Source organism: Cryobacterium breve (assembly GCF_027594785.1).
Taxonomy (GTDB): domain Bacteria; phylum Actinomycetota; class Actinomycetes; order Actinomycetales; family Microbacteriaceae; genus Cryobacterium; species Cryobacterium breve_A.
Genome location: NZ_CP075584.1, coordinates 1,291,131 through 1,313,960, shown reverse-complemented (window position 1 = coordinate 1,313,960; position 22,830 = coordinate 1,291,131). Strand labels below are relative to the sequence as shown.

The 22,830-nt window shown below is 68.7% G+C and carries 17 protein-coding genes and 5 pseudogenes; 17 read left to right on the top strand and 5 right to left on the bottom strand.

The genetic code is table 11. The annotated features are described in order from the left end of the window. Positions 1-11: 11 nt before the first annotated feature. The 8 genes and pseudogenes from KIV56_RS06375 to KIV56_RS06340 all read left to right on the top strand — a co-directional run bounded on the left by KIV56_RS06375 (position 12) and on the right by KIV56_RS06340 (position 8,034). The gene (locus KIV56_RS06375) at positions 12-1,553 is read left to right on the top strand and encodes an MDR family MFS transporter (RefSeq protein WP_281535579.1); all 1,542 of its coding nucleotides are present in this window, start codon (positions 12-14) and stop codon (positions 1,551-1,553) included. Between the two features lie 144 nt (positions 1,554-1,697). Beyond that, positions 1,698-2,642 (top strand): annotated as a pseudogene (locus KIV56_RS06370) (ABC transporter ATP-binding protein). 3 nt (positions 2,643-2,645) lie between these two features. Further along, positions 2,646-3,200 carry a hypothetical protein gene (locus tag KIV56_RS19535; protein ID WP_348648485.1) on the top strand — a complete coding sequence of 185 codons (555 nt, stop codon included), beginning with the start codon at positions 2,646-2,648 and terminating at the stop codon, positions 3,198-3,200. 20 nt (positions 3,201-3,220) lie between these two features. Beyond that, entirely contained in the window at positions 3,221-3,868 is a 648-nt protein-coding gene (locus KIV56_RS19530) for an ABC transporter permease (protein ID WP_348648547.1), read from the top strand. Between the two features lie 177 nt (positions 3,869-4,045). Further along, positions 4,046-5,190: pseudogene (locus KIV56_RS06360) on the top strand (ABC transporter substrate-binding protein). After that, positions 5,180-6,040: an ABC transporter permease gene (locus KIV56_RS06350; protein WP_281536090.1), complete on the top strand. Its 861-nt coding sequence runs from the start codon at positions 5,180-5,182 to the stop codon at positions 6,038-6,040. The pseudogene KIV56_RS06360 and the gene KIV56_RS06350 overlap by 11 nt, the downstream one beginning before the upstream one ends. Continuing rightward, entirely contained in the window at positions 6,028-6,882 is an 855-nt protein-coding gene (locus KIV56_RS06345; protein WP_281535576.1) for an ABC transporter permease, read from the top strand. The genes KIV56_RS06350 and KIV56_RS06345 overlap by 13 nt, the downstream gene beginning before the upstream one ends. 83 nt (positions 6,883-6,965) lie before the next feature. Then, positions 6,966-8,034: pseudogene (locus KIV56_RS06340) on the top strand (ABC transporter ATP-binding protein). Between the two features lie 91 nt (positions 8,035-8,125). On the opposite strand, the gene KIV56_RS06335 reads toward KIV56_RS06340, so the two are convergent. Then, positions 8,126-8,377 (bottom strand): DUF4242 domain-containing protein, encoded by a 252-nt coding sequence (locus KIV56_RS06335; protein ID WP_281535575.1) that lies wholly within the window; start codon positions 8,375-8,377, stop codon positions 8,126-8,128. A gap of 199 nt (positions 8,378-8,576) precedes the next feature. On the opposite strand from KIV56_RS06335, the gene KIV56_RS06330 reads away from it, so the two are divergent. Beyond that, the gene (locus KIV56_RS06330; protein WP_281535574.1) at positions 8,577-10,286 is read left to right on the top strand and encodes an AfsR/SARP family transcriptional regulator; all 1,710 of its coding nucleotides are present in this window, start codon (positions 8,577-8,579) and stop codon (positions 10,284-10,286) included. A gap of 58 nt (positions 10,287-10,344) precedes the next feature. After that, positions 10,345-10,563 (top strand): hypothetical protein, encoded by a 219-nt coding sequence (locus tag KIV56_RS06325; protein WP_281535573.1) that lies wholly within the window; start codon positions 10,345-10,347, stop codon positions 10,561-10,563. Here KIV56_RS06325 and KIV56_RS06320 read toward each other — a convergent pair whose 3' ends face one another. The 3 genes from KIV56_RS06320 to KIV56_RS06310 form a co-directional block, all read right to left on the bottom strand. After that, entirely contained in the window at positions 10,564-11,469 is a 906-nt protein-coding gene (locus KIV56_RS06320; RefSeq protein ID WP_281535572.1) for a diacylglycerol/lipid kinase family protein, read from the bottom strand. A 137-nt stretch (positions 11,470-11,606) separates the two neighbouring features. After that, positions 11,607-13,550: a DUF2207 family protein gene (locus tag KIV56_RS06315; RefSeq protein WP_281535571.1), complete on the bottom strand. Its 1,944-nt coding sequence runs from the start codon at positions 13,548-13,550 to the stop codon at positions 11,607-11,609. Positions 13,551-13,709: 159 nt separating this feature from the next. After that, the gene (locus KIV56_RS06310) at positions 13,710-14,615 is read right to left on the bottom strand and encodes a hypothetical protein (protein WP_281535570.1); all 906 of its coding nucleotides are present in this window, start codon (positions 14,613-14,615) and stop codon (positions 13,710-13,712) included. 369 nt (positions 14,616-14,984) lie between these two features. Here KIV56_RS06310 and kduI point away from each other — a divergent pair, with 369 nt between their 5' ends. From kduI to KIV56_RS06295, 3 genes are read left to right on the top strand one after another with little or no spacing between them, the layout of a single operon-like run. Next, positions 14,985-15,833, top strand: coding sequence for a 5-dehydro-4-deoxy-D-glucuronate isomerase (gene kduI, locus KIV56_RS06305; protein ID WP_281535569.1), 849 nt, complete (start codon positions 14,985-14,987; stop codon positions 15,831-15,833). Next, positions 15,833-16,753, top strand: coding sequence for an IclR family transcriptional regulator (locus tag KIV56_RS06300; protein WP_281535568.1), 921 nt, complete (start codon positions 15,833-15,835; stop codon positions 16,751-16,753). The genes kduI and KIV56_RS06300 overlap by 1 nt, the downstream gene beginning before the upstream one ends. Then, complete coding sequence (locus tag KIV56_RS06295; protein ID WP_281535567.1) at positions 16,750-17,517, top strand: SDR family NAD(P)-dependent oxidoreductase; 768 nt, start codon at positions 16,750-16,752, stop codon at positions 17,515-17,517. Before KIV56_RS06300 ends, KIV56_RS06295 begins: the two co-directional genes overlap by 4 nt. 155 nt (positions 17,518-17,672) lie before the next feature. Here KIV56_RS06295 and KIV56_RS06290 read toward each other — a convergent pair whose 3' ends face one another. Further along, entirely contained in the window at positions 17,673-18,695 is a 1,023-nt protein-coding gene (locus KIV56_RS06290) for a LacI family DNA-binding transcriptional regulator (RefSeq protein WP_281535566.1), read from the bottom strand. Positions 18,696-18,862: 167 nt separating this feature from the next. On the opposite strand from KIV56_RS06290, the pseudogene KIV56_RS19525 reads away from it, so the two are divergent. The 4 genes and pseudogenes from KIV56_RS19525 to KIV56_RS06275 all read left to right on the top strand — a co-directional run. Further along, positions 18,863-19,525: pseudogene (locus tag KIV56_RS19525) on the top strand (beta-galactosidase); the annotation flags it as partial. A gap of 103 nt (positions 19,526-19,628) precedes the next feature. Next, positions 19,629-20,900 (top strand): beta-galactosidase, encoded by a 1,272-nt coding sequence (locus KIV56_RS19520; RefSeq protein ID WP_348648484.1) that lies wholly within the window; start codon positions 19,629-19,631, stop codon positions 20,898-20,900. A gap of 104 nt (positions 20,901-21,004) precedes the next feature. Beyond that, positions 21,005-21,866, top strand: a pseudogene (locus KIV56_RS06280) (carbohydrate ABC transporter permease). A 122-nt stretch (positions 21,867-21,988) separates the two neighbouring features. Continuing rightward, complete coding sequence (locus tag KIV56_RS06275) at positions 21,989-22,795, top strand: carbohydrate ABC transporter permease (RefSeq protein ID WP_134446013.1); 807 nt, start codon at positions 21,989-21,991, stop codon at positions 22,793-22,795. Positions 22,796-22,830: the final 35 nt, after the last annotated feature.

Here is a 22,830-nt window from a genome sequence, read left to right as displayed (position 1 = left end):
GGGACCTTCACATGGCTGAAATCGCCACCGCCACCAGCACACACGAGAACACGACCGACACGACCGAGGGCACGACAGGCACGGATGCTGCGGCTAACGCTGCCGCGGCCGCCCTCGGCGTTCGCAACCGCCTCGTCATCACCCTGCTCCTCATCTCGACGTTCGTCGTGATCCTGAACGAGACGATCATGGGCGTCGCCCTGCCGCGGCTGATGGAGGACCTCAAGATCTCCGCGAGCGCGGCCCAGTGGCTCACGAGCGCGTTCATGCTCACGATGGCGGTGGTGATTCCGATCACCGGGTTCCTGCTGCAGCGCTACAACACCCGGCCTGTGTTCATCGCCGCGATGACCCTGTTCAGCACCGGCACCCTGATCGCCGCGCTCGCGCCCGGCTTCACCGTGCTGCTCGTCGCCCGCGTGGTGCAGGCGACCGGAACGGCGATCATGTTCCCGCTGCTGCTCACGACCGTGATGACCCTCGTGCCCGCGGCGCACCTCGGCCGGATGATGGGCAACATCTCCATCGTGATCTCGGTCGCACCGGCGATCGGCCCGACCATTTCCGGCGCGATCCTGAGCGTGCTCGACTGGCGCTGGATGTTCATCCTCGTGCTGCCGATCGCGCTGACCGCGCTCGTCGTCGGCGGCATCCTGATGAAGAACGTGACGACACCGATCAAGACCCCGATCGACGTGTTCTCGGTGGTCCTCTCCGCGCTCGGCTTCGGTGGGCTGGTCTATGGGCTGAGCAACCTGGGCGCGGCGGGCGGCGGCATCGCCTCGGTGTCCGGCTGGCTGCCGCTCGCCGTGGGCGCGCTCGGCCTCACGACGTTCATCCTGCGTCAGCTGTCGCTGCAGAAGCGGAACCGTGCGCTCCTCGACCTGCGCACCTTCCGCTCGCGCACCTTCACGTTCGCCATCGTGATGATGGCGATCAGCATGATGGCCCTGTTCGGCACCATCATCCTGCTGCCGATCTACATTCAGACCGTGCTCGGCCTCGACACGCTCACCACCGGGCTGATGCTGCTGCCCGGGGGGCTCGTGATGGGCCTGCTCGCGCCGCTCGTGGGACGGCTCTACGACCGGTCGGGCCCCACCCGGCTCCTCGTCACTGGCTCGGTGATCGTGAGCGCGGTGTTCTGGGGGATGACCCTGCTGAACGAGCACAGCGCGCCATGGATGGTCGTCGCTGCGCACGTGACCCTGAGTCTCGGCCTCGCCCTGCTCTTCACCCCGCTGTTCACCGCGGGGCTGGCGGCTGTGCGCCCCGAGCTCTACTCGCACGGCAGCGCCATGGTCGGCACAATTCAGCAACTCGCCGGCGCGTTCGGCACCGCCCTGTTCGTGACGGTGATGGCCTCCGTCGCCGCGTCGCAGCTGGCCCCCGGTGTGACCGCGGTGACCGCAACGAGCGCAGGGATCCACGCGGCCTTCCTCTGCGGCGCCGTGATCTCCCTGTTCGCGATCCCGGCCGCGTTCTTCATCCGCCGCACGCCCGCGGTCGAGGGTGCGGATGCCGGTGCGCCCGCCGGAGTCCCCGCGCACTGACCCGCACAGGCTCATCCGGTGTAGCGTCGTGATAACGAAATTGGGGGTCTTTTCGGCATGGCGTCTTCACTGCTCACTTCACTCGATAAGCCCGATCAGCAGGCTGTTTCGCGAAAGGATTCGCGGTCCGATGGCGAGCCGCTCGTGCACATCAGCAACTTCCCGGATGGACTTCGGCCGCTCGACCGTAATTCGGGACCTGTCCTTCGACATCAACCGGGGCGAGACCTTCGGGTTCCTCGGGTCCAACGGATCCGGTAAGACCACCACCATCCGTGCGCTGCTCGGGATCTACCAGCCCACCGCCGGCCTGCTGCACATCAACGGGAAGCCGTTCAGCCCCGAAGACGGCGCCACCCTCGGCTACCTGCCCGAGGAACGCGGCCTGTACAAGAAGGAATCCGTCATCGACGTGATGACCTATTTCGGGCGCCTCAAGGGACTCAGCCGGTCGAACGCGCACTCCTGGTCGCTGCAGTATCTCGAACGGGTCGCGCTGGCCGACAAGGCCAAGGTGCGGCTCGACAAGCTCTCGGGCGGCCAGCAGCAGAAGGTGCAGGCTCGGCGTCACGATCATGAATGACCCGGAGCCTGCTCATCCTCGACGAGCCCACCAAGGGCTTCGACCCCGTCAACCGCAAACTGCTGATGGATATCATCGAAGACCAGAAGCGAGCCGGCGCCACCGTGCTGATGGTCACGCACCAGATGGAAGAGGTCGAACGCCTCTGCGACCGGATCGTGCTCCTGAAGAACGGTGAGGCCGAGGCCTACGGCACCGTCGAGGACGTGCAGGACCAGTACGGCGGAACCGTGGTCCGGGTCCGCTACACCGGTGAGATCCCCGAGTCGCCGCACTACACGGTCACCTTGCGGGAGAGCAGCTACGCCGAACTGACCGTGACCGGCCCGATCGACGAGGCCGTCATCCTGCGTGAGCTGATGGATGCCGAGGTGAGCGTTCGTGAGTTCACCGCCGGCCGCCCCTCGCTCGACGACATCTTCGTCGCCGTCTACGGTGACCAAAACGCCGCTGACCAGAACGCCGGCGCCGCTGCCGGTGGACGTAACGGAACGGCGGGGGAGTAGACCATGGCTCGGCACAATCTCGGCACGGTCGTCTCGTTCGAAGTGACGCGCACGCTCAAGAAGAAGCAGTTCTGGCTCACGACCCTGCTCGTGCCGGTGGTGATCGGCATCGTGATCGCGCTCATCGTGCTGTCGAACACCTCCACGGAGAGCAAGGTCGACTCGCAGAAAGACGCGACCCTTCGGTTCACCTATAGCGACGCATCCGGTTACATCGACCCGGCCATCGCCACCGCATTCGGCGGCACCCTCGCCGCCGACCCCGACCAGGCGATCGCCGACGTGAAGTCGGGCGCATCGGCCGCCCATTTCTCCTACCCGGCCCAGCCGACGAAGGAGGCCACCACGGTCTACGGCACCGACGTCGGCATCTTCGACAACGGCAAGTACTCCTCGGTGGCGACCCAGCTGATGGTCGCCAGCGCCCAGGCGAAGATCGGCGACCCGACGTTGACCGGGCTCGCGCGGGGCTCATTCCAGGTCGATGCGGTCACCTATAAGGACGGCGCGGTCTCCGGCGGAATCCTCGGTGCCGTCGCCCCCTGCTCTTCCTGCTGATCTTCTACGTCGTGATCGTGATGCTCGGCAATCAGATGCTCACGAGCACCCTGGAGGAGAAAGAGAACAGGGTCACCGAAATGATCCTGACCACCCTCAACCCGACGACCCTGATCATGGGCAAGATCATCTCCTTGTTCATCATCGGGATCGTGCAAATGCTCGTGTTCATCCTGCCGGTGCTGGTCGGCTATCTGTTCTTCCGCACCTCGCTGAGCCTGCCCGACGTCGACCTCTCCCAGCTCATCGTCAACCCCGGCCAGATGGTCGTCGGCGCGCTGCTCCTAATCGGCGGGTTCACCCTGTTCATGGGCACCCTCGTCGCGGCGGGGGCGATCATGCCCACCGCGAAGGAGGCCAGCCAGGTCTTCGGCATCGTGATGGCGCTCGTGTTCGTGCCCCTCTACGCGGTGTCGCTCGTAGTGTCGGACCCGCACGCGCTGATCGTGCAGCTCTTCACGTTCTTCCCATACTCCGCGCCGGTCACGGCGATGCTCCGAAATGGACTCGGGTCGCTCAGCCCGCTGGAGTCCGGCATCGTCATTGCGGAACTGTTCCTGCTCGGCGGAATCGTGCTCCGGCTCGCGGTGCAGTTGTTCCGCTACGGCTCGGTCGAATACACCAAGCGGGTCTCGCTGCGTACGGTGTTCGCCCGATCGCGGCGGTGAGAGCGGACGTCGTTCCGTGCAGACGGAATGGCGACGCCGAGCATTCATGAGCTGTTCAGGAGCGTTTCGCTGTCCCGTCAAGAGCGGCTTTTAGTCTCTCGGTGACCAGCACCGCGGTTACGAACGGCGCGCGCCAATGCGTGCGCGGCCTCTCGTTGCTGGTCAGACGGAGGAAAAATGGTCACCCCACGCACCCTGATCACGTCACTGGCCGCCACGGCAATGCTCGCAATCGGCCTGACCGGATGCTCCGGCACGGCCGCGAGCGGAACCGGAACCGGAGCCTCCACCACCGACGCCGCAACGGCCACCAGCCTCAGCGCCTTCGGCGATCTTCCGGCCCTTGAGAGCGCCGCCAAGGCGGAAGGCAACCTCAATGTCATCGCCCTCCCTCGTGACTGGGCGAACTACGGCGCCGTGCTCGACGCGTTCTCGAAGAAGTATCCCGAGATCGCGATCAACGAAGCCTCGCCGGACGGCTCGAGCGCCGAGGAAATCCAGGCGGCAGACACCCTCAAGGGACAGGACACCGCGCCGGACGTCTTCGACCTGGGCCTGGCCGTCGCCCTGTCGAGCACCGACCGGTTCGCCCCGTACAAGGTGGCCACCTGGTCCGATATCCCCGACGCGCTCAAGGAATCCACCGGGCTCTACACCGGCGACTACGGCGGATACCTGGCCGTGGGCTATGACCCCGACGCCGTCCCGGCGCCGACGCAACTGAGCGACCTGCTCGGTGCAGCGTACAAGGGCAAGGTCGCCATCAACGGCGACCCGACTCAGGCCGGGGCCGCGTTCGCCGCTGTCGGCATGGCGACCGTGCAGAACGGGGGCGCCGTCGACAACTTCCAGCCCGGAATCGACTTCTTCTCCAAGCTCAACGCCGCAGGCAACTTCGTCAAGATCGACCCGACGCCGGCCACGATCGCGTCCGGCGAGACCCCCGTCGTCTTCGACTGGGACTACCTCAATGTCGGTTACGGCACGAAGCTCGCCGGTCAGCGCAACTGGAAGGTCGTCGTGTTCCCGGGCACCGGCTACGCCGGGTACTACAACCAGGCCGTGAGCAAGGATGCCCCGCACCCGGCCGCCGCCCGGCTGTGGCAGGAGTTCCTCTACAGCGACGCAGGCCAGAACCTGTGGCTCGCCGGTGGGGCGCGCCCCGCGCGCGCGCCGAAGCGATGACGACCGCGGGCACCATCGATGCGGCGCTGTTGAGCGCCCTTCCGACGGCCCCCACGGAGACCGTGGTCCCGACCAAAGAGCAGAGCGCAGCCGCGGCTACCCTGCTGGGCGCGACCTGGGCGGCCGCTGTCCAGTAAGGTCCGCGCATCGGCAGCAGCCTTCGGGCTGCTGCCGTTCGCGGTCTACGTGCTCCTCTTCCTCGCCCTGCCGACCCTGATCGCCGTCGGAACCGGATTCTTCGACAAGTCCGGCAGGTTCACCCTGGCGACGATCGCGGCACTCGGTAACCCGGTGGTGCTCAACGCGTTCGGCAACTCCCTGTGGCTGTCCGCCCTGACCGCCGTCCTCGGGGCGGTGCTCGGCGCGATCGCGTGTTACGGGCTGCTCGGAGCGCGGCCGGACGGTGCCCTCCGCACGGTGGTCGATTCGCTCAGCGGAGTCCTTGCCCAGTTCGGCGGCGTCATGCTGGCCTTCGCGTTCATCGCCACCATCGGCATCCAGGGCATGGTCACGCTCATCCTGCGCGACACCTTCGGCGTGGACATCTTCGCGGGCGGTGTCTGGCTCTACGAACTGCCCGGGCTGGTGCTGCCGTACCTCTATTTTCAGATTCCGCTGATGATCATCACGTTCATGCCCGCTCTTCAGGCGCTCAAACCGACCTGGGCTGAGGCCAACGCCACCCTGGGCGGGAGCACCCTCTCCTACTGGCTGAGGATCGCCGGCCCGGTTCTCGCGCCCTCGTTCCTCGGCAGCCTCCTGCTGTTGTTCGCAAACGCGTTCTCGTCGTATGCGACCGCTGCGGCGCTCACGAGCCAGGGTTCCCAGATCGTTCCCCTGCAGATCCGGTCGGCGCTGACCAGTGAGACGGTGCTCGGCCGGGAGAACCTGGCCGGTGCGCTCGCGCTCGGGATGGTTGTGGTGATGGTGATCGTGATGGCCGGATATTCGGCTCTGCAATCGAGGGCCGCCCGGTGGCAGCGGTGACCGGCCCGATCGTGCGGGACGGCGTCGCGCACGCCCCCTCACGCGTCGTGCGCGCCCTGATCCTGGGTGTGATCGGTTTCCTCTTCATCATTCCGTTCGTGGCCATGGTCGAGTTCACCCTGCGCAAGGGACTGGCCGGCGGCCACGACTTCTCCCGCTGGATCGCCCTGTTCCAGGGCGGTCTCACCGGGCCGTACCGCCAGGTGCCCGTCGCCGTCGGCAATTCGGTCGGCCTGGCCGTCGGAACGGTGCTGATCGTGCTCCTGCTGCTCGTGCCTACGATGCTGCTGGTGCACATCCGTTTTCCCCGGCTGCGACGCCTGCTGGAGTTCGTCTGCATCCTGCCGATCAGCATCCCGGCGATCGTGCTCGTCGTCGGACTGGCGCCGGTCTACTCGGCGCTCTCCCGGCTCGTCGGCAGCGGAGTCTGGACCCTGTCCCTCGCCTACGGCATCATCGTGCTGCCGTACGCCTACCGGGCGATCCAGGCCAACCTCGACGCCGTCGACGTGCGCACGCTGAGCGAGGCGGCCCGCACCCTGGGAGCAGGCTGGGGGAGTGTGCTGTTCCGCGTGCTTCTGCCGAACCTGCGTCGTGGCCTGCTGGCCGGCGCGTTCATCGCGGTCGCCGTGGTCCTCGGCGAATTCACCATCGCGTCGTTGCTCAGCCGGGTGAACCTGCAGACCGCGCTCGTCGTGGTCAGCAAGGCCGACCCGTACACGGCCGTGATCCTGTCCCTGCTTTCCCTGATCCTCGCGTTCCTGCTGCTCCTGCTCATCGGCCGACTGGGCGCCGAACGCACCCGCTCGCCACGACACCGCCCCATCGGAGGCCGGCAATGACCCGCAACACGAGCAACACCCCGCTGGACACGCCGACCGGGGGCACGGCGCCGGCTCCTGCCGGGCGTGCTGCCGTGACGGGGGTGGAAGCCGCGAGCGCACCGCCGGCGCGGCACGGAGCCGTCGTCGAATTCTCGGGCGTCACCAAGAACTTCGGGGGACACCGGGCCCTCGCCGGATTCGACCTGACCCTGCAGGCCGGTGAGTTCGTGGCGCTGCTCGGCCCGAGTGGAAGCGGCAAGACCACGGCGCTCCGGGCGCTCGCGGGCCTCGAATCGACGGATGCCGGCATCATCACGGTCGACGGGGTCGACGTGTCCACCCTCCCGACGAGCCGGCGCGATATGGGGATGGTCTTTCAGGCCTACTCCTTGTTCCCGCATCTGAGCGCGGGCGAGAACGTCGAATTCGGTCTGCGGATGCGCGGGGTCGCCGCCGCGGCCCGCCGCCGGCGGGCCGCGGATGCTCTCGGCCTCGTCGGCCTCGCGGACCACTACGACCGGTTCGCCCACCAGCTGTCCGGCGGTCAGCAGCAGCGGGTCGCGCTGGCCCGCGCCCTCGTCACCGAACCGCGGGTGCTCCTTCTCGACGAGCCGCTCTCCGCTCTCGACGCCAAGGTGCGGGTGGCCCTGCGTGAGGAGATCCGGCGGATCCAGACCGAGTTGGGCATCACAACCCTGTTCGTGACGCACGATCAGGATGAGGCGCTCGCGATCGCCGACCGGGTCGCTGTCTTGCGCGACGGCCGGATCGAGCAGGTCGGGACGCCCGAAGACCTCTACTCCCGGCCGGCGTCGCCGTTCATCGCCGATTTCGTCGGCCTGAGCAACCAGCTGACCGGAATGGTGCGCAACGGATTCGCGGAGCCTGTACGGAACCCGGCTGCCCCTCCTCGACCCGTCGCAGGCGGACGGGACCGTCCTCGTCGCGGTGCGGCCGGAAGACCTCGAGCTCTCCGCGGACGGGGTGGAGGGCGTCGTCACCGCCTCGAGCTTCCACGGGTCGCTTCGCCGCACCCGGGTGCGGTTCGCCGACGGCGCCGAGGTCTCGGTGCAGCACGGCGTGCGGGTGCATACCGCTCCCGGCGACGCCGTGCGGGTGCGTTTCACCGGCGCCCCGGTCTCGGTCGAAGCGGCCGCGAACCCGGGGTAGCGTGGGCGGCGGCGACGACGCGGCATCCGTTGCGGTCGGTCATGTCGCCTCTCATCGCACTCTCCCTCGGCATTCGCGAGCTCCGCGGGCTCTAGACGTGCTCGCTCACCGGGAAGACCGCATCGGCCACGAGACCGTGTGCCTCCCGGTGAACAGTGTTGGCGGCCTCGGCGTCTGGCGCTTCGACCAGGCAGAAGATCTTGCCGGCGTCTTCGGCGACCCAGTACCGCAGGTACTTCACGCCGTGGGCGTCCTGCTCGGCGAGATCCGCCCGGTGCGCCCCGGCGACGGCCTCGGCCGTGACTCCGCCATCGATGGTGTGAACGTCCATGTACAGCGACATTGTTTGGTTTCCTTTCGTGTGGCCTCGACGTTTTCGAGGTTCTGGATACCATTGAGCATCTTCAGCGTTTGACGGAGCGTTTGACTGTTTCCCGGATGTGAAACTCATGAGTTTTGTCGTGCAACTCCTCGGTCATCAGGCCATCGATGACGGCGGTGAGCGATCTCCCGCCTTTCGCAGCCGGAAAAGCTGGGCGCTGTTGGCCTACCTCCTTTCGACCGAACGGCCGCCGTCGCGCAGGCAACTCGCCGCCCTGCTGTTCGGCGAGGCGGACGACCCGCTGCGGGCGTTGCGGTGGAGCATCGCCGAAATTCGCCGTGCGCTCGGCCCGGACGGGTCCATCGTGGGCGACCCGGTGGTCCTGCGGATGCCCCCGCACGCCACGGTCGATGTCAGCGTCGTGACGCGCGGCGAGTGGGCCGCGGCAGTGAGGTTGCCGGGCCTGGGCCTGGAGTTCTTGGAAGGCGCGACGTTCCGGGACGCGGCGCCCTTCGAGACCTGGCTGCTGTCGGAACGCCGCCGGCTCGCAGCGGCCGCCGAGGCCATTCTGCACGAGGCGGCCCTGGGGATGATGTCCCGAGGGGACCTGAAGCCGGCCATTGGATGCGCAGTGCGGTTGATCGGAATGAACCCCCTCGACGAGAACCACCAGTCCCTTCTGATCCGGCTCTACCGGCTGACCGGCGACGATGAGGCCGCGCGGCGACAGTTCGACGCCTGCGCCGAGCTGTTCGTCGCCGAGCTGGGAGTGGACCCGGGTACGGCCGTTCAGGCGGCGCTGCGGACACGGCGGGTGCACGTTGACGGCACGGCGGACGCCGCATCCATTGCCGCAACGGTCGAGGCCGGCCGCTCAGCGGTCGGCGCGGGAGCGGTCGAGGCCGGGGTGCAGACCCTGCGGCGCGGCGTGGCCCTCGCGGACACCGGCTCGTCCGGCCGGCTGAAGATCCTCGCGCGCCTCGCCCTCGCCGAGGCTCTGGTGCACTCGCTGCGCGGCCAGGACGAGGAAGGCCTGGCCGCACTGCACGCCGCGGACGAGGTGGCCAGGGAGTTGCACGATCCGGGCCTTGCCGCCGAGGCTCGCGCCGAGATCGGCTACGTCGACTTCCTGCGGGCACGCTACGACCGGGCAGACGTGTGGCTGACGGATGCGCGCAGGCTCGGCAGGAATTCGCTCGCGCTGGCCGCGAAGGCCGACATGTACCGGGGGGCGGTCGAGAGCGATCGTGGTGACTATCCCGCCGCGCGGAGGCATCTCAGCCGAGCCGTGGACGCCGCGCGCTCCGCGGGCGAAGTCCGGCTGGAGTCCTTCGCGCTGGCCATGCTCGGCCGGTTCCACGTGCTCCGCCACGATTTCGACGCGGCTGCCGACAGCCTCGATCTCGCGCTCGAGCTGTGCGAGCGAAGCCACTGGCTCGCGTTCGTGCCGTGGCCGCAGGCACTTCGTGGTGAGGTCGAACTGGGTCGAACGGAACCGGAGCTCGCCGCTGCGTTCTTCGACCAGGCCTTCGCCAGGGCCTGTCAGCTGGGCGATCCGTGCTGGGAGGGCATATCGGCCAGAGGACGCGCCCTCGCGGCGGAGGCGACCGGCGAATCCGACCGGGCGTTCGAGATCCTCGCCGACGCGCGCATCCGCTCGAACCGGCTCGCCGACCCCTACGTCTGGCTGGACGCGCACATCCTGGACGCCCAGTGCTCCCTCGGGCTGCGTCACGGGCATCCCGAGACCGCGTCCTGGGTCGCGGCGCTGGGCGCGCTGGCCTCGCGTACGGGGATGAAGGAGTTCGTGGTGCGGTCCCTGCTCCACGCGGAGGCCCTCGGCGACGACAATGCCGGACGCGCGGCGCGGCTTCTCGGCGCCGAGATCGACAATCCGGCCCTTGCCGCACTGCTGAGCGTCGGCGGATAGTCGTTTCCCGGCCTCCGAGTCGGAGAAGTGCAGGGAACGCGCTCGGCGGTTTCGCCGGGTGCGCATCACCGGCGCTCCGGTCACCGTCGCAGCGGCCGCGAACCCGGTGCAGGCCGGGTCCCGGCCGCAACGGCTACGCGGTCGGGGCGGGCACTCGCACCGTGAGGCCGCCCGGAGAGACCCAGGTCTTGAACGCGATGGCCGAACCGAATTCGTCGCCATCGAGCTCGATTCTGGCCGGTGCAGGCGCACGACGAGCTCGGTCCCGGTCGCGTAGTTAAAGGGCGTCGACGTCCTTGGTCCTCAACCGGCGCCCCAGCGGGGTGCGGCTGAGCACTCCGTTCTCCCAGATCACCTTGGACAGGATCTGCACCCAGCCGAGGACCCCCTTCGGCTTGAGCACGACGATGTCGAAGTGCCCGTCGTCGACGACCGCGTCGGGCAGCAACACGATCTCGGCCGGAAGCAGGCCGCAATTACCGATCATGATCGTGTGCGCCCGCATGGACTGCGCGGGCTGCTTGTCGAGGCTGTACCGGAAGTGCAGGTCGTTCCGGTCCTGCCCCACGGCGACGACGGCCTTCACGTAGGCCAGCCAGCCGACCTTCGCCTTGAGGTCGTCGTCGGTGTTGGCGAGCATCTTGGCGTCGAGACCGAGACCGGCCATCACCAGGTACGCGTGTCGGTCGACCGTGCCGTCGCCGCGCCGGATGTCGATCATGCCCACGTCGATGGCGCGGTCGACCCCGGTGAACGCCGAGCGGATCGACCCTGCGGCATCGTCGAGGGCGAGTTTCAGGTTGCGGGCGAGCAGGTTCCCGGTGCCCGAGGGCAGCAGGACGAGCGCGCGGTCGGTGCCGTGCACGACCTCGGCGACCGCGCGCACGGTGCCGTCGCCGCCCGCCACGATGATGACGGATGCGCCCGCCTCGATCGCCTGCCGGGCCGCGCCCTGTCCCGGGTCGTCTTTCGAGGTCTCGAACCAGAGTGTCTCCGGCCAGCCGGCGGCGGACTCTTCGGTGGCGACGGAGGCCTTGAGCGCGGGAAGGTCGACCTTGATCGGGTTGTAGACGACCGCGGCCAGGCCGGTCCGGGTGGCCGCGTCGGCGTCGGATCCTCGCAGGAACGTGCCGGGCGCGTCGGTGCCGCGCTCGTTCGGGGTGGTCAGGTCGGTGCTCGTCATGGTGTCCTCCGGGTTGGGCGCGGGGGCTCGGTCCCGCGCGGCTCGGCGGCCACTCTCAAGCGACATCCGTCATTGGTAGGACGGTGTCGCAGCTCATTCGTCACGCCGATCGACAGAATTTCCTTACCTTCGCATGTTCAGGGGGTGCGGTCAAGGTCCCGCGGGAGCCACCAGCCGCGGGGCAGCGCGCCGGCCGACGCGAGGTCGAGCTCGCGTCGCCAGCCACGCTCCAGGCCGAACAGGATGGCGTAGGCGAGCAGCGGGTCCGTGAGGTCGGCGACCTCGACGGATGCCCGGCGCTGGGTGTACAGCGCGCCGGAGGGGCTCTGCAGGAAGTTGATCCGGAGTTGCTCGGCGACCCGGATGTATTCCCGCAGGCCGAGCAGGTGCTCCCGGGCGAGGGCGCCCTTCCGGGTCAGCGGGTAGCGGGTCACGGCAAGAGCGAAGGCGCTGAAAGTGACGGCGGCGCTCGCCACGCTCACCCAGAACAGCAACCAGGCCTGCGATTCGATGCCGTCGTAGGCGAGTTGGCGGGAGAGACCCCACTGCAGGGCGGTCGTGGCGATGACGCCCCAGGTCAGCAGGTCCCTGACGAAACCGTTCGGCACCCGTCGGTAGGCCTCGGCGAGCGACCGGCGCCAGCCGCGCAGGCTCAGTTGCCGGAATGCCGGTCGCAGCAGTCCGCCGCGCACGTCAAGGCGAACGGGTCGCATCGAGCGTTTGGCGGGACGTCTCTTCGTGCTGATGATGCGGGCGTCGCCGAAGACGGCGTTGAGCAGGTCCTTGTCGGCGTCGGTCAGGGCCGTCTCATGCACGTATTCGAACTCGTACCAGTGCCGGCCGGCGGGGGAGTTCGCGCCGTCGTTGCCGCCGTCGACCCTGCCGTCGGTCACGGGACTCACCCGGAGCAGTCGCACGTTTCCGCGCACGGCCAGGTCGAGCAGGGAGGCCACGATGGACCGGCGGCTCCGGCCCAGGATGTGTGAGGCGAGCATGAGGTCGACGCCCGCCTGGGGCGTGCTCTCGGCAATGACGATGCCGCGACCTGAGGCATTCCGCCACACCGTGGCCCGGGCGAGGAGCCCGAGCAGGAGCAGCCCGACGCCCACCAGGATCGGCAGGAACGGCGCGAGCAGGCGCATCCACTCGAGGAGCGAGCGGTCGGAGGGCACGAAAGTGCCGTCGGCGAAGTGGAACTCCACCCAGACCGTGCCGAACGGCGGCAGAGTAGACAACACCCGGTTGTGGAAGACCGCCTGCCCGGGCTGGGCGAGGGGATCGTCGTCGGCGACCCGGTCGAATGAGGCGGTGCTGCCCAGGATCGCCCAGGCGACGCCCCAGGTCGGTTCTCCGGTCAAGTGCGCCGCGAGCGCTGTGTCCATGCGCACGGTCACGTCGATGCCGCCGATGCCCTGCAGCCAGCGTTCGCCGGTCACGCTCCAGTTCAGGCTGTCCTCGAACGCGGTGTTCTGGGCGTCCTGGACATGATCGGTCAGCTCGGTCTGTACATAACGGATCAGGAACCGGTGGTCGCCGACGAGTCGGGCGCCGGTGTCGGTGGAGATCTTCCAGGTGTCGCCGCTGCGGGTGACCGTGAACGGAACGGCGGTGCCCCCGGCATCCGTCACCGAGGTCACCGTGGTGTGCACGGTGTGGCCGCGGCTTTCGGCGACCAGGTAACGGGTGATGCCGGTGGCCGTGGAGTCGGAGCCGAAGATTCCATCGACGGTCTCGAGCACGGTCGCCCGCGAGTGGCCCTGCGCGTCGGCGTCGAGCGTGTAGTCGACGGAGAGGTTGCGGATCAGGAACTCGTCTGCGGAGGTCTTGGCCGGGTGCAGGTACTGGTCGAGGGTGTCGGGCGGGGTGAGATCCTTGCCGAGCAGCATGGCCAGCCCGGCCAGGGTGAGGAGCAGGCACACCGTGCGGAGGATCAGCCGCTTGCGGCCGATGCCGATCGCGTCCGCCCAACGATCGAGGCGTTCCAGGCGCCGGCCGAATGCGGCGACGAAACCGGATGCTGCCGGTGTCGCCGGTTCCACCGGGCTGGCGTCGTGCGCTGGGCTGGAGCTGGAGTCGGCCATCCCGCCAGCCTAGGGGGCGGTTCGGTGCGCGGCTGTCGCGCTCGCGACCGCTCTGGACCGCGGTGTTCGTGACTGGCGTGGGTGCGGCCCGTCCCGGACGTACCCGCGCTGCCGGGTGTGGCGGGGGAGTGCACCAGTGGCGCGACGTGGCGGCCGGTGTCAGAGGCAGGCGAAGACGGTCAGGCGCCACTGTCTCGTCTCGAAGGCAATCCGGACAATGTATGAATACGCGAAGTCGTAGTCGAAGGTATACGAGGTGCCGCCCTCGACCATGATGTCGTCGAAGGCCTCGCCCTGGCACATGGGTCGGTAGTTGGCGTTGTTCTGGACAACGGGAGGGTCCAGGAAGGTGGGGTGGGGCAGGAACTTGATGTCCGGGTAGCTGGGCGTCGTGCCGCCGGTGCTGCCGGTTCCGCTCGACCCGGAACTCCCGGAGGCACCGGAATTCCGGGAGGCGGTCGCTGCGGCGACCCGTGCGGCTTCAGCGGCGGCGGCTTCGGCCGCGGCTTGGGCTGCGGCCACGGCGGCCGCCTGATTTGCCGTCAGTGCGGCATTCGCGACGACGACCGCGGTGAAGGCCTTCGGCAGTTCCCCGTGGGTGATGGCCGCGGCGCGCAGTGCGCGAACGGCCGTGGTGACAGCATCCCGGGAGTTCTGATCGGCAGCGGTCTGCACGCCGACGGCGGTCTCCGCTGCGGTGGCTTCCGCATCCGCGATGGCCTGGAGCCGTCGTACGACGACGGAGCGAGCTTCGGCGATCGCCCGGGGGTAACCGGCGTGCGCGGCCAAGCTCAGCCGGTCCCGGGCGACGTTCACTTGAGCGACGAGGGTCGGGTCGACGACACCGGCCAGGCCCGTATCGAAGTCATCCAACGGGAGAACGAAAAGGGCGACTTCGGTGCGCAGCGCCGCCAGTTCACTCACGGCTCGCGCGGCCGTCGCCGCGAGGGTCGCACGCCTCGCGTCCTCGGCGACGACCCGATCGTGTTCGGCCGAAGCCAGCGGGATGCCGATCCCGGCGGTAAGGAGGGTCGCGAGACCGATGGCGATTGTCACAGCGAGCACGGTTCGCTGCTTCCGGGACCGCACCGGGAGCCGCACCGCGGATCCGTCGGCAGGGGAGGTCGAGTCAGGCCCGTCCGCGCCACCCGGTGCGGGGCTGGGCCGATCCCCGCCGGCTGCGGTCGTGTCGGCTCCTGTTCCGGTGCCCATGCGGTCCTCGCTTCATCGGTGATCGGGGGACGTCGGTTGGGCATCCACGGGATACACCAGCGCACCTCTCGTCAGGCTATCGGGTGGCCGCGCGGCAGCCGGATCCCCCATTCGAGGCTCGTCACACCAGTCCGACGGTCGCTGTCGGTTTGACCGAGGGCGCATCAGCGCTCAGAATGGAACTAAGTTCCATTTTGGGGCCGTGAAGCGCAAGGAGTCTCCGTGCAGATCCGCAATGCCACCAGCCCGACCGAAGTTCAGGGAATGACGACCGCCGAACTGCGCGAACGCTTCCTCGTCACCGACCTCTTCGTCGACGACGAACTGCGGGCCGTCTACTCGCACGAAGACCGCGTCATCCTGGTCGGGGTCAGCCCGGTCACGTCCCCGCTCACGCTCGAGAGCTTCCCCGAACTGCGCACCGACCACTTCTTCGAGCGCCGCGAGGCCGGGGTCGTCAACGTCGGCGGATCCGGAACCGTTGTCGTCGATGGCGTGCCGTTCGACCTCGGACACGGATCGTGCCTGTACATCGGGCGCGGGGCATCCGTCGTCGAATTCATCTCGGACAGCGCGAGCGCCGCGCCCGAGACCGAAGACGCCGCCCGCTTCTATGTCTTCTCCGCTCCGGCGCACACCGCGTACCCGACCACTCTCGTGCCCGCCGGAACCGGCATCGTGCGCGAGCTCGGCGACCAGTCCACGTCGAACCGTCGCACGCTCAACCAGTACATCCACGAGAACGGCGTGCGCAGCTGCCAGGTCGTGATGGGCGTGACGAGCCTGCACGAGGGCAGCATGTGGAACACCATGCCGGCGCACACCCACGACCGTCGCATGGAGGCCTACCTCTATTTCGACCTGCCCGAGGCCGCCCGCGTCGTGCACCTGATGGGCGAGCCGACCGAAACCCGCCACCTGATCGTCGCCAACCGCCAGGCGACCATCGCGCCGAGCTGGTCGATCCACTCTGGCGTCGGCACCTCGAACTACTCCTTCATCTGGGCCATGGCCGGCGAGAACCAGTCCTTCGACGACATGGACGCCGTGGACATCACGGCCGTTTCCTGATGACCGCTGACCTGGCCGGCGAGCGGATGCCGTCGGCCCCCGCCGCCGTCCGGGTCGCCTCGGACGTTGCGCCCGTTCTGCCCTCGTCAACGCCGGCGGACGCCGGGCACGCCGCCGCGCACCTCGCCGCGCACCCCGCCGCCCCGGCCGGCGCCGCCGAGCGCACCCTCCTTGTGCTCGAGGCCGCCCTCGAGCATCCGAGATTCTCGGACGTCGTCGCCGCGACCGGCCTGCCCAAGGCCACCGTGCACCGCCTGCTCGCGACCCTCGTGACCCAGCGATTCCTCGCCACCGACCCGGCCGGCAGCTACCTGCCGGGCCCGGCGCTCCTCGCGATCGCCGGCCGGGCGCTCGCCGGCATCGACATCTCCGCGATCGCCCAACCCTTCGTCGACGACCTCGTCGCCACCGTGGACTGCACCGTCCACATCGGCTACCTCTCCGGCGACTCGATCGTCTACGTGATGCGCAGCGACTCCCGCAAACCGTACACAATGCCGTCCCGCGTCGGCCACGCCGCCCCGCTGCACACCACCGGCATCGGCAAGGTCATCCTCGCGAGCTATCCCGATGGCACCGTCGACCGCATCATCGCAAGCGCCGGCCTCGCCCGGGTGACGGATGCCTCGATCACCGACCCGGACGCCTTCCGCCGCGAGATCGCCGACGTGCGCTCGCGCGGCACCGCCCGCGACCGCGGCGAGAACGTGCCCGGAATCGCCTGCATCGCGGCGCCCCTCTTCGACCACACCGGAACCGTTCGCTACGGTCTCAGCGTGTCCACGCTCTCGATCGAGCACACCGACGCCCAGATCGAGGCGATGTCCGGGCCCCTGCTGCAGGCCGCTGCCGCGATCTCCAACGCCCTCGGCTACCAGGGAAGCGCATTCGCGACCACAACGTTAGGAAACAACTCATGAGTGTCCTGAATCTCTTCGACCTCAGCGGCAAGACCGCCGTCGTCACCGGCGCGAGCCGCGGCATCGGTTTCGCCATGGCCGTCGCCCTCGCCGAGGCCGGGGCGGACATCGTCGGCGTCTCGTCGAGGATGCCCGAACACGGCAGCGCGATCGAGACCGCGGTCACCGCTCTCGGGCGCCGGTTCACCGCACTGCACGCCGACTTCGCCGACCGGGCCGCAGTGACCGCCCTCGCCGCCGAGATCACGGCGCTCGGCCCGGTCGACGTGCTCGTCAACAACGCCGGCACCATCGCCCGCGCGCCCGCCGCCGAGCACCTCGACGAGATGTGGGACCGCGTGATCGCCGTCAACCTCTCGAGCCAGTTCGTGCTCAGCCGGGAGATCGGCCGCACCATGATCGCGCAGGGACACGGCAAGATCATCTTCACCGCCTCGCTGCTGAGCTTCCAGGGTGGGCTCAACGTGCCCGGGTACACGGCCTCGAAGTCCGCGATCGCCGGACTCACCAAGGCCCTCTCCAACGAGTGGGCGCCGCTCGGCGTCAACGTCAACGCCATCGCCCCCGGGTACTTCGCGACCGACAACACCCAGGCCCTCCAGGACGATGCCGGCCGGTCCGACGCCATCCTCGAACGGATCCCCGCCGCCCGCTGGGGCACCCCCGCCGACCTCGCCGGAGCGACGGTCTTCCTCGCATCCGCCGCCTCGGACTACGTGAACGGCATCGTCCTCCCCGTCGACGGCGGCTGGCTCGGCCGCTAGCAGCCACACCCCCGCTCCCGCTCCCGCTCCCGCTCCACGAACCAGGCCACGACCTCCCGCGAGAGTACACTTTTGGCCCTTTAAACCCGTGGTTTAAAGGGCCAAAAACGTACTCTCGCGAGGGAGAGCGACGGGTGCGGGGCGGGGCAGACGGGTCAGGCGGAGTCGCGCCAGACGATCGGGGTGGTGAGCAGGATGCCGCCGAGCTCGGGTTCTTCGCCGCGCAGCTGGGCGAGCACCGACTCCGCGGCCCGCTCGCCGAGGCCCGCGGCCGGCTGGTGCACGGTCGAGAGCAGCGGCTGGCAACGCAACGCCCAGGCGCTGTCGTCGAAGCCGACGACGCCGACGTCTCCTGGAACGCTGCGACCCGCCTCGCGGAGCGCCTCGAGTGCGCCCGCCGCAACGGCATCGGATGCCGCGAACACCCCGTCGAGATGGGGCTCGGCGGCGAGCAGCGCACGCATGCCCTTGACGCCATCGGCATACGCGTAGAACGGCACCCGGGCGACGAGGGCCGGGTCGAACAGGGGGCCGAGGGCATCCGTGAAACCGGCGAGACGGTCGGCACCGGAGTCGCGGTCGAGGGCGGAAGCGATCATGCCGACGCGCGTGCGCCCGGTGGCGAGCAGACGGTCCGTGATCGCGCGCGCCGAGCTCCGGTTGTCGATGCCGACGAACGGCAGTTGCCGCAGGTCCGGCGGATGCCCGACAAACGCCGACGGCAGTCCCAGCTTCTCGATAATGCGCGTGATCGGGTCATTCTTGCGAGCCGACACGACGATGACCCCGTCGACGAAGCCGCCGCTGAGGTACCGGGCGACCCGGTCGGTGTCCCGCTCGGAGTCGATGATGAGGCAGACCATCTGGAAGTCGGCGAGGGACAGCGCGGCGTTGGCCCCGAGCAGGATCTCGCCGATATTGGGGTCTTCCAGGAAGAGCGAGTGTGGCTCGTGCACGATGAAACCGATCGCCTGCGAGCGCTGCATGACGAGGTTGCGGGCGGCGGTGTTCGGCACGTAGCCGACCTTCTCGATGGCGGCCTCGATCGCGATCCGCGCCTCGGCGGACACGTAGGGCTCGTCGTTCACGACCCGGCTCACGGTGCCGCGCGAGACCCCGGCCTCGAGGGCGACATCGTGGATCGTGGCACGTCTGCGCCGCCCCGGATTGGTCACCATTCGATAACTGTATCGCCCGTTTCGCGAAATGGTCCTTGACACGGATCGCGATCCGTACTTACTCTGTGTACGTTCACAGATCACCGGTACGGCCTTTTTTTCCGCCGGCTCTGTGCACGTTCACAGACCATCCGGCGGATGCCGGTGCCAATGACGTCAGGGAGCCGATGAACGCGCGAGCAGCAGTCCAGAACGAGGCGGCCCCTGCGGTCCCGTTCGCCCACGACGGCCTCGCATACGGGTGCGACTACAACCCCGAGCAGTGGGGCCCCGAAACGTGGGCCGAGGACATGCGGCTGATGCGCGAGGCCGGCGTCGACCTCGTCGCGATCAACATCTTCGGCTGGTCCCACATTGAGCCGCGGCCGGGGGAGTACGACTTCGCCAACCTCGACACGATCATCGACTTGCTGCACGCGAACGGCATCCGGGTCAACCTCGGCACCGGCACTTCCTCGCCGCCGCCGTGGCTCACCACGCTGCACCCGGAGATCCTCCCGGAGACCGAGGACGGCAGCATCCGTTACCCCGGCGGTCGCCAGGCCTGGTGCCCGAGCTCGCCGGTGTTCCGCGAGCGTGCCCTCGCCCTCGTCGAGAAGGTCGCCGAACGCTACGGCCGGCACCCTGCGATCGCACTCTGGCACGTCTCCAACGAACTCGGCTGCCACAACGCGCTCTGCTACGACGAAGACAGCACGGTCGCCTTCCGGCGCTGGCTCCAGGCGCGCTACGGCACCATCGCCGCGCTCAACGCGGCCTGGGGCACCTCATTCTGGAGCCAGCAGTACGGCGAATGGTCGGAGATCCTCACACCGCGCCTCACCCTCTCGAGCCGCAACCCCGGCCAGGTTCTCGACTTCCACCGGTTCAGGCTCCGACGAACTGCTCGACTACTACCACAGCGAACGCGACATCATCCGCCGCCACAGCGCGGTGCCGGTCACCACCAACTTCATGGTCACCGCGCACATCCGCAACCTCGACTACTGGCAGTGGGCCCCCGAGGTCGACGTGATCGCCAACGACCACTACCTCGACCACCGCCTCGGCGACCCCGTCACCGAGCTCTCCTTCGCCGCAGACCTCACCCGCGGGCTCGCCGGCGGGGCACCCTGGCTGCTGATGGAGCAGGCGACCGGCGCCGTGAACTGGCAGCCTCACAACCTCGCCAAGGCTCCGGGGGAGCTGACCCGGAACTCGCTGACCCATGTCGCTCGCGGCGCGGACGCGGTCTGCTTCTTCCAATGGCGGGCCTCGCTGCAGGGCTCGGAGAAATTCCACTCCGCGCTCGTTCCCCACGCCGGCACCGACACCGAACTCTGGCGCGAGGTCGTCGCGCTCGGTGCCACACTCGACCGGCTCGTCGACGTCGCCGGCACCCGGGTCGTTGCCGACGCCGCGATCATCTTCAGCTGGGAGGCGTGGTGGGCCGGTGACGGTGAGTCCCGGCCCTCGCACTCCGTGGAGTACCTCGGCCAGATGCACGCCGCGTACACGGCGTTGCACCGGCTCGGCGTGACCGTCGACGTGGTCGCCCCGGATGCAGACCTGGGCCGGTACCGGCTCGTCGTCGTGCCCACGCTCTACCTGGTGAACGACGCGGATGCCGCGAACCTCAGCGACTACGTCGCGAACGGCGGTCACGCGGTCGTGACCTTCTTCAGCGGCATCGTCGACGAGGACGACCGGGTGCGCCCGGGCGGCTACCCCGGAGCGTTCCGCGAGCTGCTCGGCATCCGCGTGGAGGAATTCTCCCCGCTCTTGCCTGGCCGCCAGGTCGGCCTCGACTCCGGTGCGGCCGCCGGGCTCTGGACCGAGCGGCTGCACCTCGACGGCGCAACCGCGGTCGCCCGGTATCTCGACGGCCCCCTGCCGGGCTTCCCTGCGATCACCCGCAACAGCTTCGGCCGCGGCACCGCCTGGTACCTGGCCACCGCCCTCGACTCCGACGCCCTGCGTGAGGTGATGCGCACGGCCACCCAGGCCGCGCACGTCACCGCGCTCGGCCCGGAATCGGACGGCTCGATCGAGGTCGTGCGTCGCGCCGATGCGACGCACAGCTACCTCTTCATCATCAACCACGGCCACAGCACGATCGAGATCGCAGCCAGCGGGCGCGAACTCGTCACCGACGTCGCCGTCGACCGCATTGTGCGCGTACCGGCCGGCGCCGTGCGCGTCATCAGAGAGGACACGGCAGCATGAGCGCTTCCACCGCCCGATTCACGGATGCCCCGGGCGGCGACGCCCGCACGGCCCGCCGGCTCGCGAGACAGCCCGGCACCCGCCCGCGGCCCGCGAGGCCCCGCGTGCAGCACAAGCGCGCGATCCTGATCTTCGTGCTCCCGTTCGGCGTCCTGTTCGCCCTGTTCTACCTCGTGCCGATCGGCTACGCGATCTACGAGTCCCTGCTCGTGATCAAGCGGGAGGGCACCTTCGGCGCGGCCAGTGAGGTCTTCGGCGGCTTCAGCCAGTACGTGCTGGTCTTCCAGAACGGCCCGTTCTGGCAGTCCGTCGGCCGGGTGCTCGCCTTCGGCGCCGTGCAGGTGCCGATCATGCTCGGACTCGCGCTGCTGTTCGCGCTGCTGCTCGACTCCCCGCTCGTGCGCGGCAAGAAGTTCTTCAGGCTCGCCTTCTTCGTGCCATACGCTGTCCCCGGTGTCATCGCCGCGATCATGTGGGGCTACCTCTACTCCCCGAACCTGTCGCCGTTCAGCGCGGTCACCCAGAACGTCAACTTCCTCTCCGCCGACCTCGTGCTCTGGGCGATCGCGAACGTCGTCACCTGGGTCTACGTCGGCTACAACATGCTGATCATCTACTCGGCGCTCCTGGCCATCCCGGCCGAGCTCTACGAGGCCGCCCGCCTCGACGGCGCCGGGCAGCTGCGCATCGCCTGGTCGGTGAAGATCCCGCTGATCATGCCCGCGATCGTGCTCACCGCGATCTTCTCCATCATCGGCACCCTGCAACTCCTCGCCGAGCCGCAGGTGTTCCGGAGCTTCAGGCTCCGCCGTGACGAGCACGTTCACCCCGAACCTCACCGTGTACACGACCTCGTCGATCCCCAACGTCAACCTCGCGGCCGCGTTCTCGGTGGTGCTGGCCCTGGCCACCTTCGTGCTCTCGTTCACGTTCCTCAAGTTCACCCAGCGGAAGGAAGCCAAGTGAGCACCCTGGTCCCCACCCCCGAGACGTCCACCGGTGCCGGCGGCCCGGCCCGCGGCATCCGCCCCTCGACCGCGAAGCCGCCCCGTGCCCAGCGCGAGAGCCCGTTCGCCCGGGCCAGCGCCATGATCGTGATGGGCGTCTTCACGCTCTACTTCCTGGTGCCGGTCTGGTGGCTGCTCGTCGCCGCCACGAAGGACCGCGCCCAGTTCACCGGCACGAACCCGCTCTGGTTCGCGGACTTCTCCCTGTTCCAGAACATCGGCGCCCTGGTCAGCTACCGCGACGGCGTCTACCTCAAATGGATGCTCAACAGCGCGCTGTACGCCGGGCTCGGCGCCCTGGTCGGAACGATCATCGCCGGCATGTGCGGCTACGCCCTCGCCAAGTACCGGTTCCCCGGACGCGAACTCATCTTCAACGTCGTGCTCGGCGGGGTGCTCGTTCCCGCAACGGCCCTGGCGCTGCCGCTGTTCCTGATCTTCAGCCAGATCAGCCTCACCAACACGTTCTGGTCGGTGTTCCTGCCGAGCCTCGTCAGCCCGTTCGGGGTTTACCTCGCCCGCATCTACGCCTCGGCGAGCGTGCCGGACGAACTGATCGAGGCCGCGCGCCTCGACGGGGCCGGCGAGGTGCGCACCTTCTTCACCGTTTCGGTGCGGATGATGGTGCCCGCCCTGGTCACCGTGTTCCTCTTCCAGTTCGTCGCGATCTGGAACAACTTCTTCCTGCCGCTGATCATGCTGCGCGACGAGACGCTGTTCCCGGTCACTCTCGGGCTCTACGGCTGGAACTCGCAGGTCAACCAGATCCCCGTGCTGCGCGACTACGTGCTCATCGGCGCGCTGCTGTCGATCATCCCGCTCATCATCATCTTCCTGCTCCTTCAACGCTTCTGGCGGAACGGCCTCAGCGCCGGCTCGGTCAAGTAGCCCCCCCACTTCACCTCCGCATCACCCACAGCACC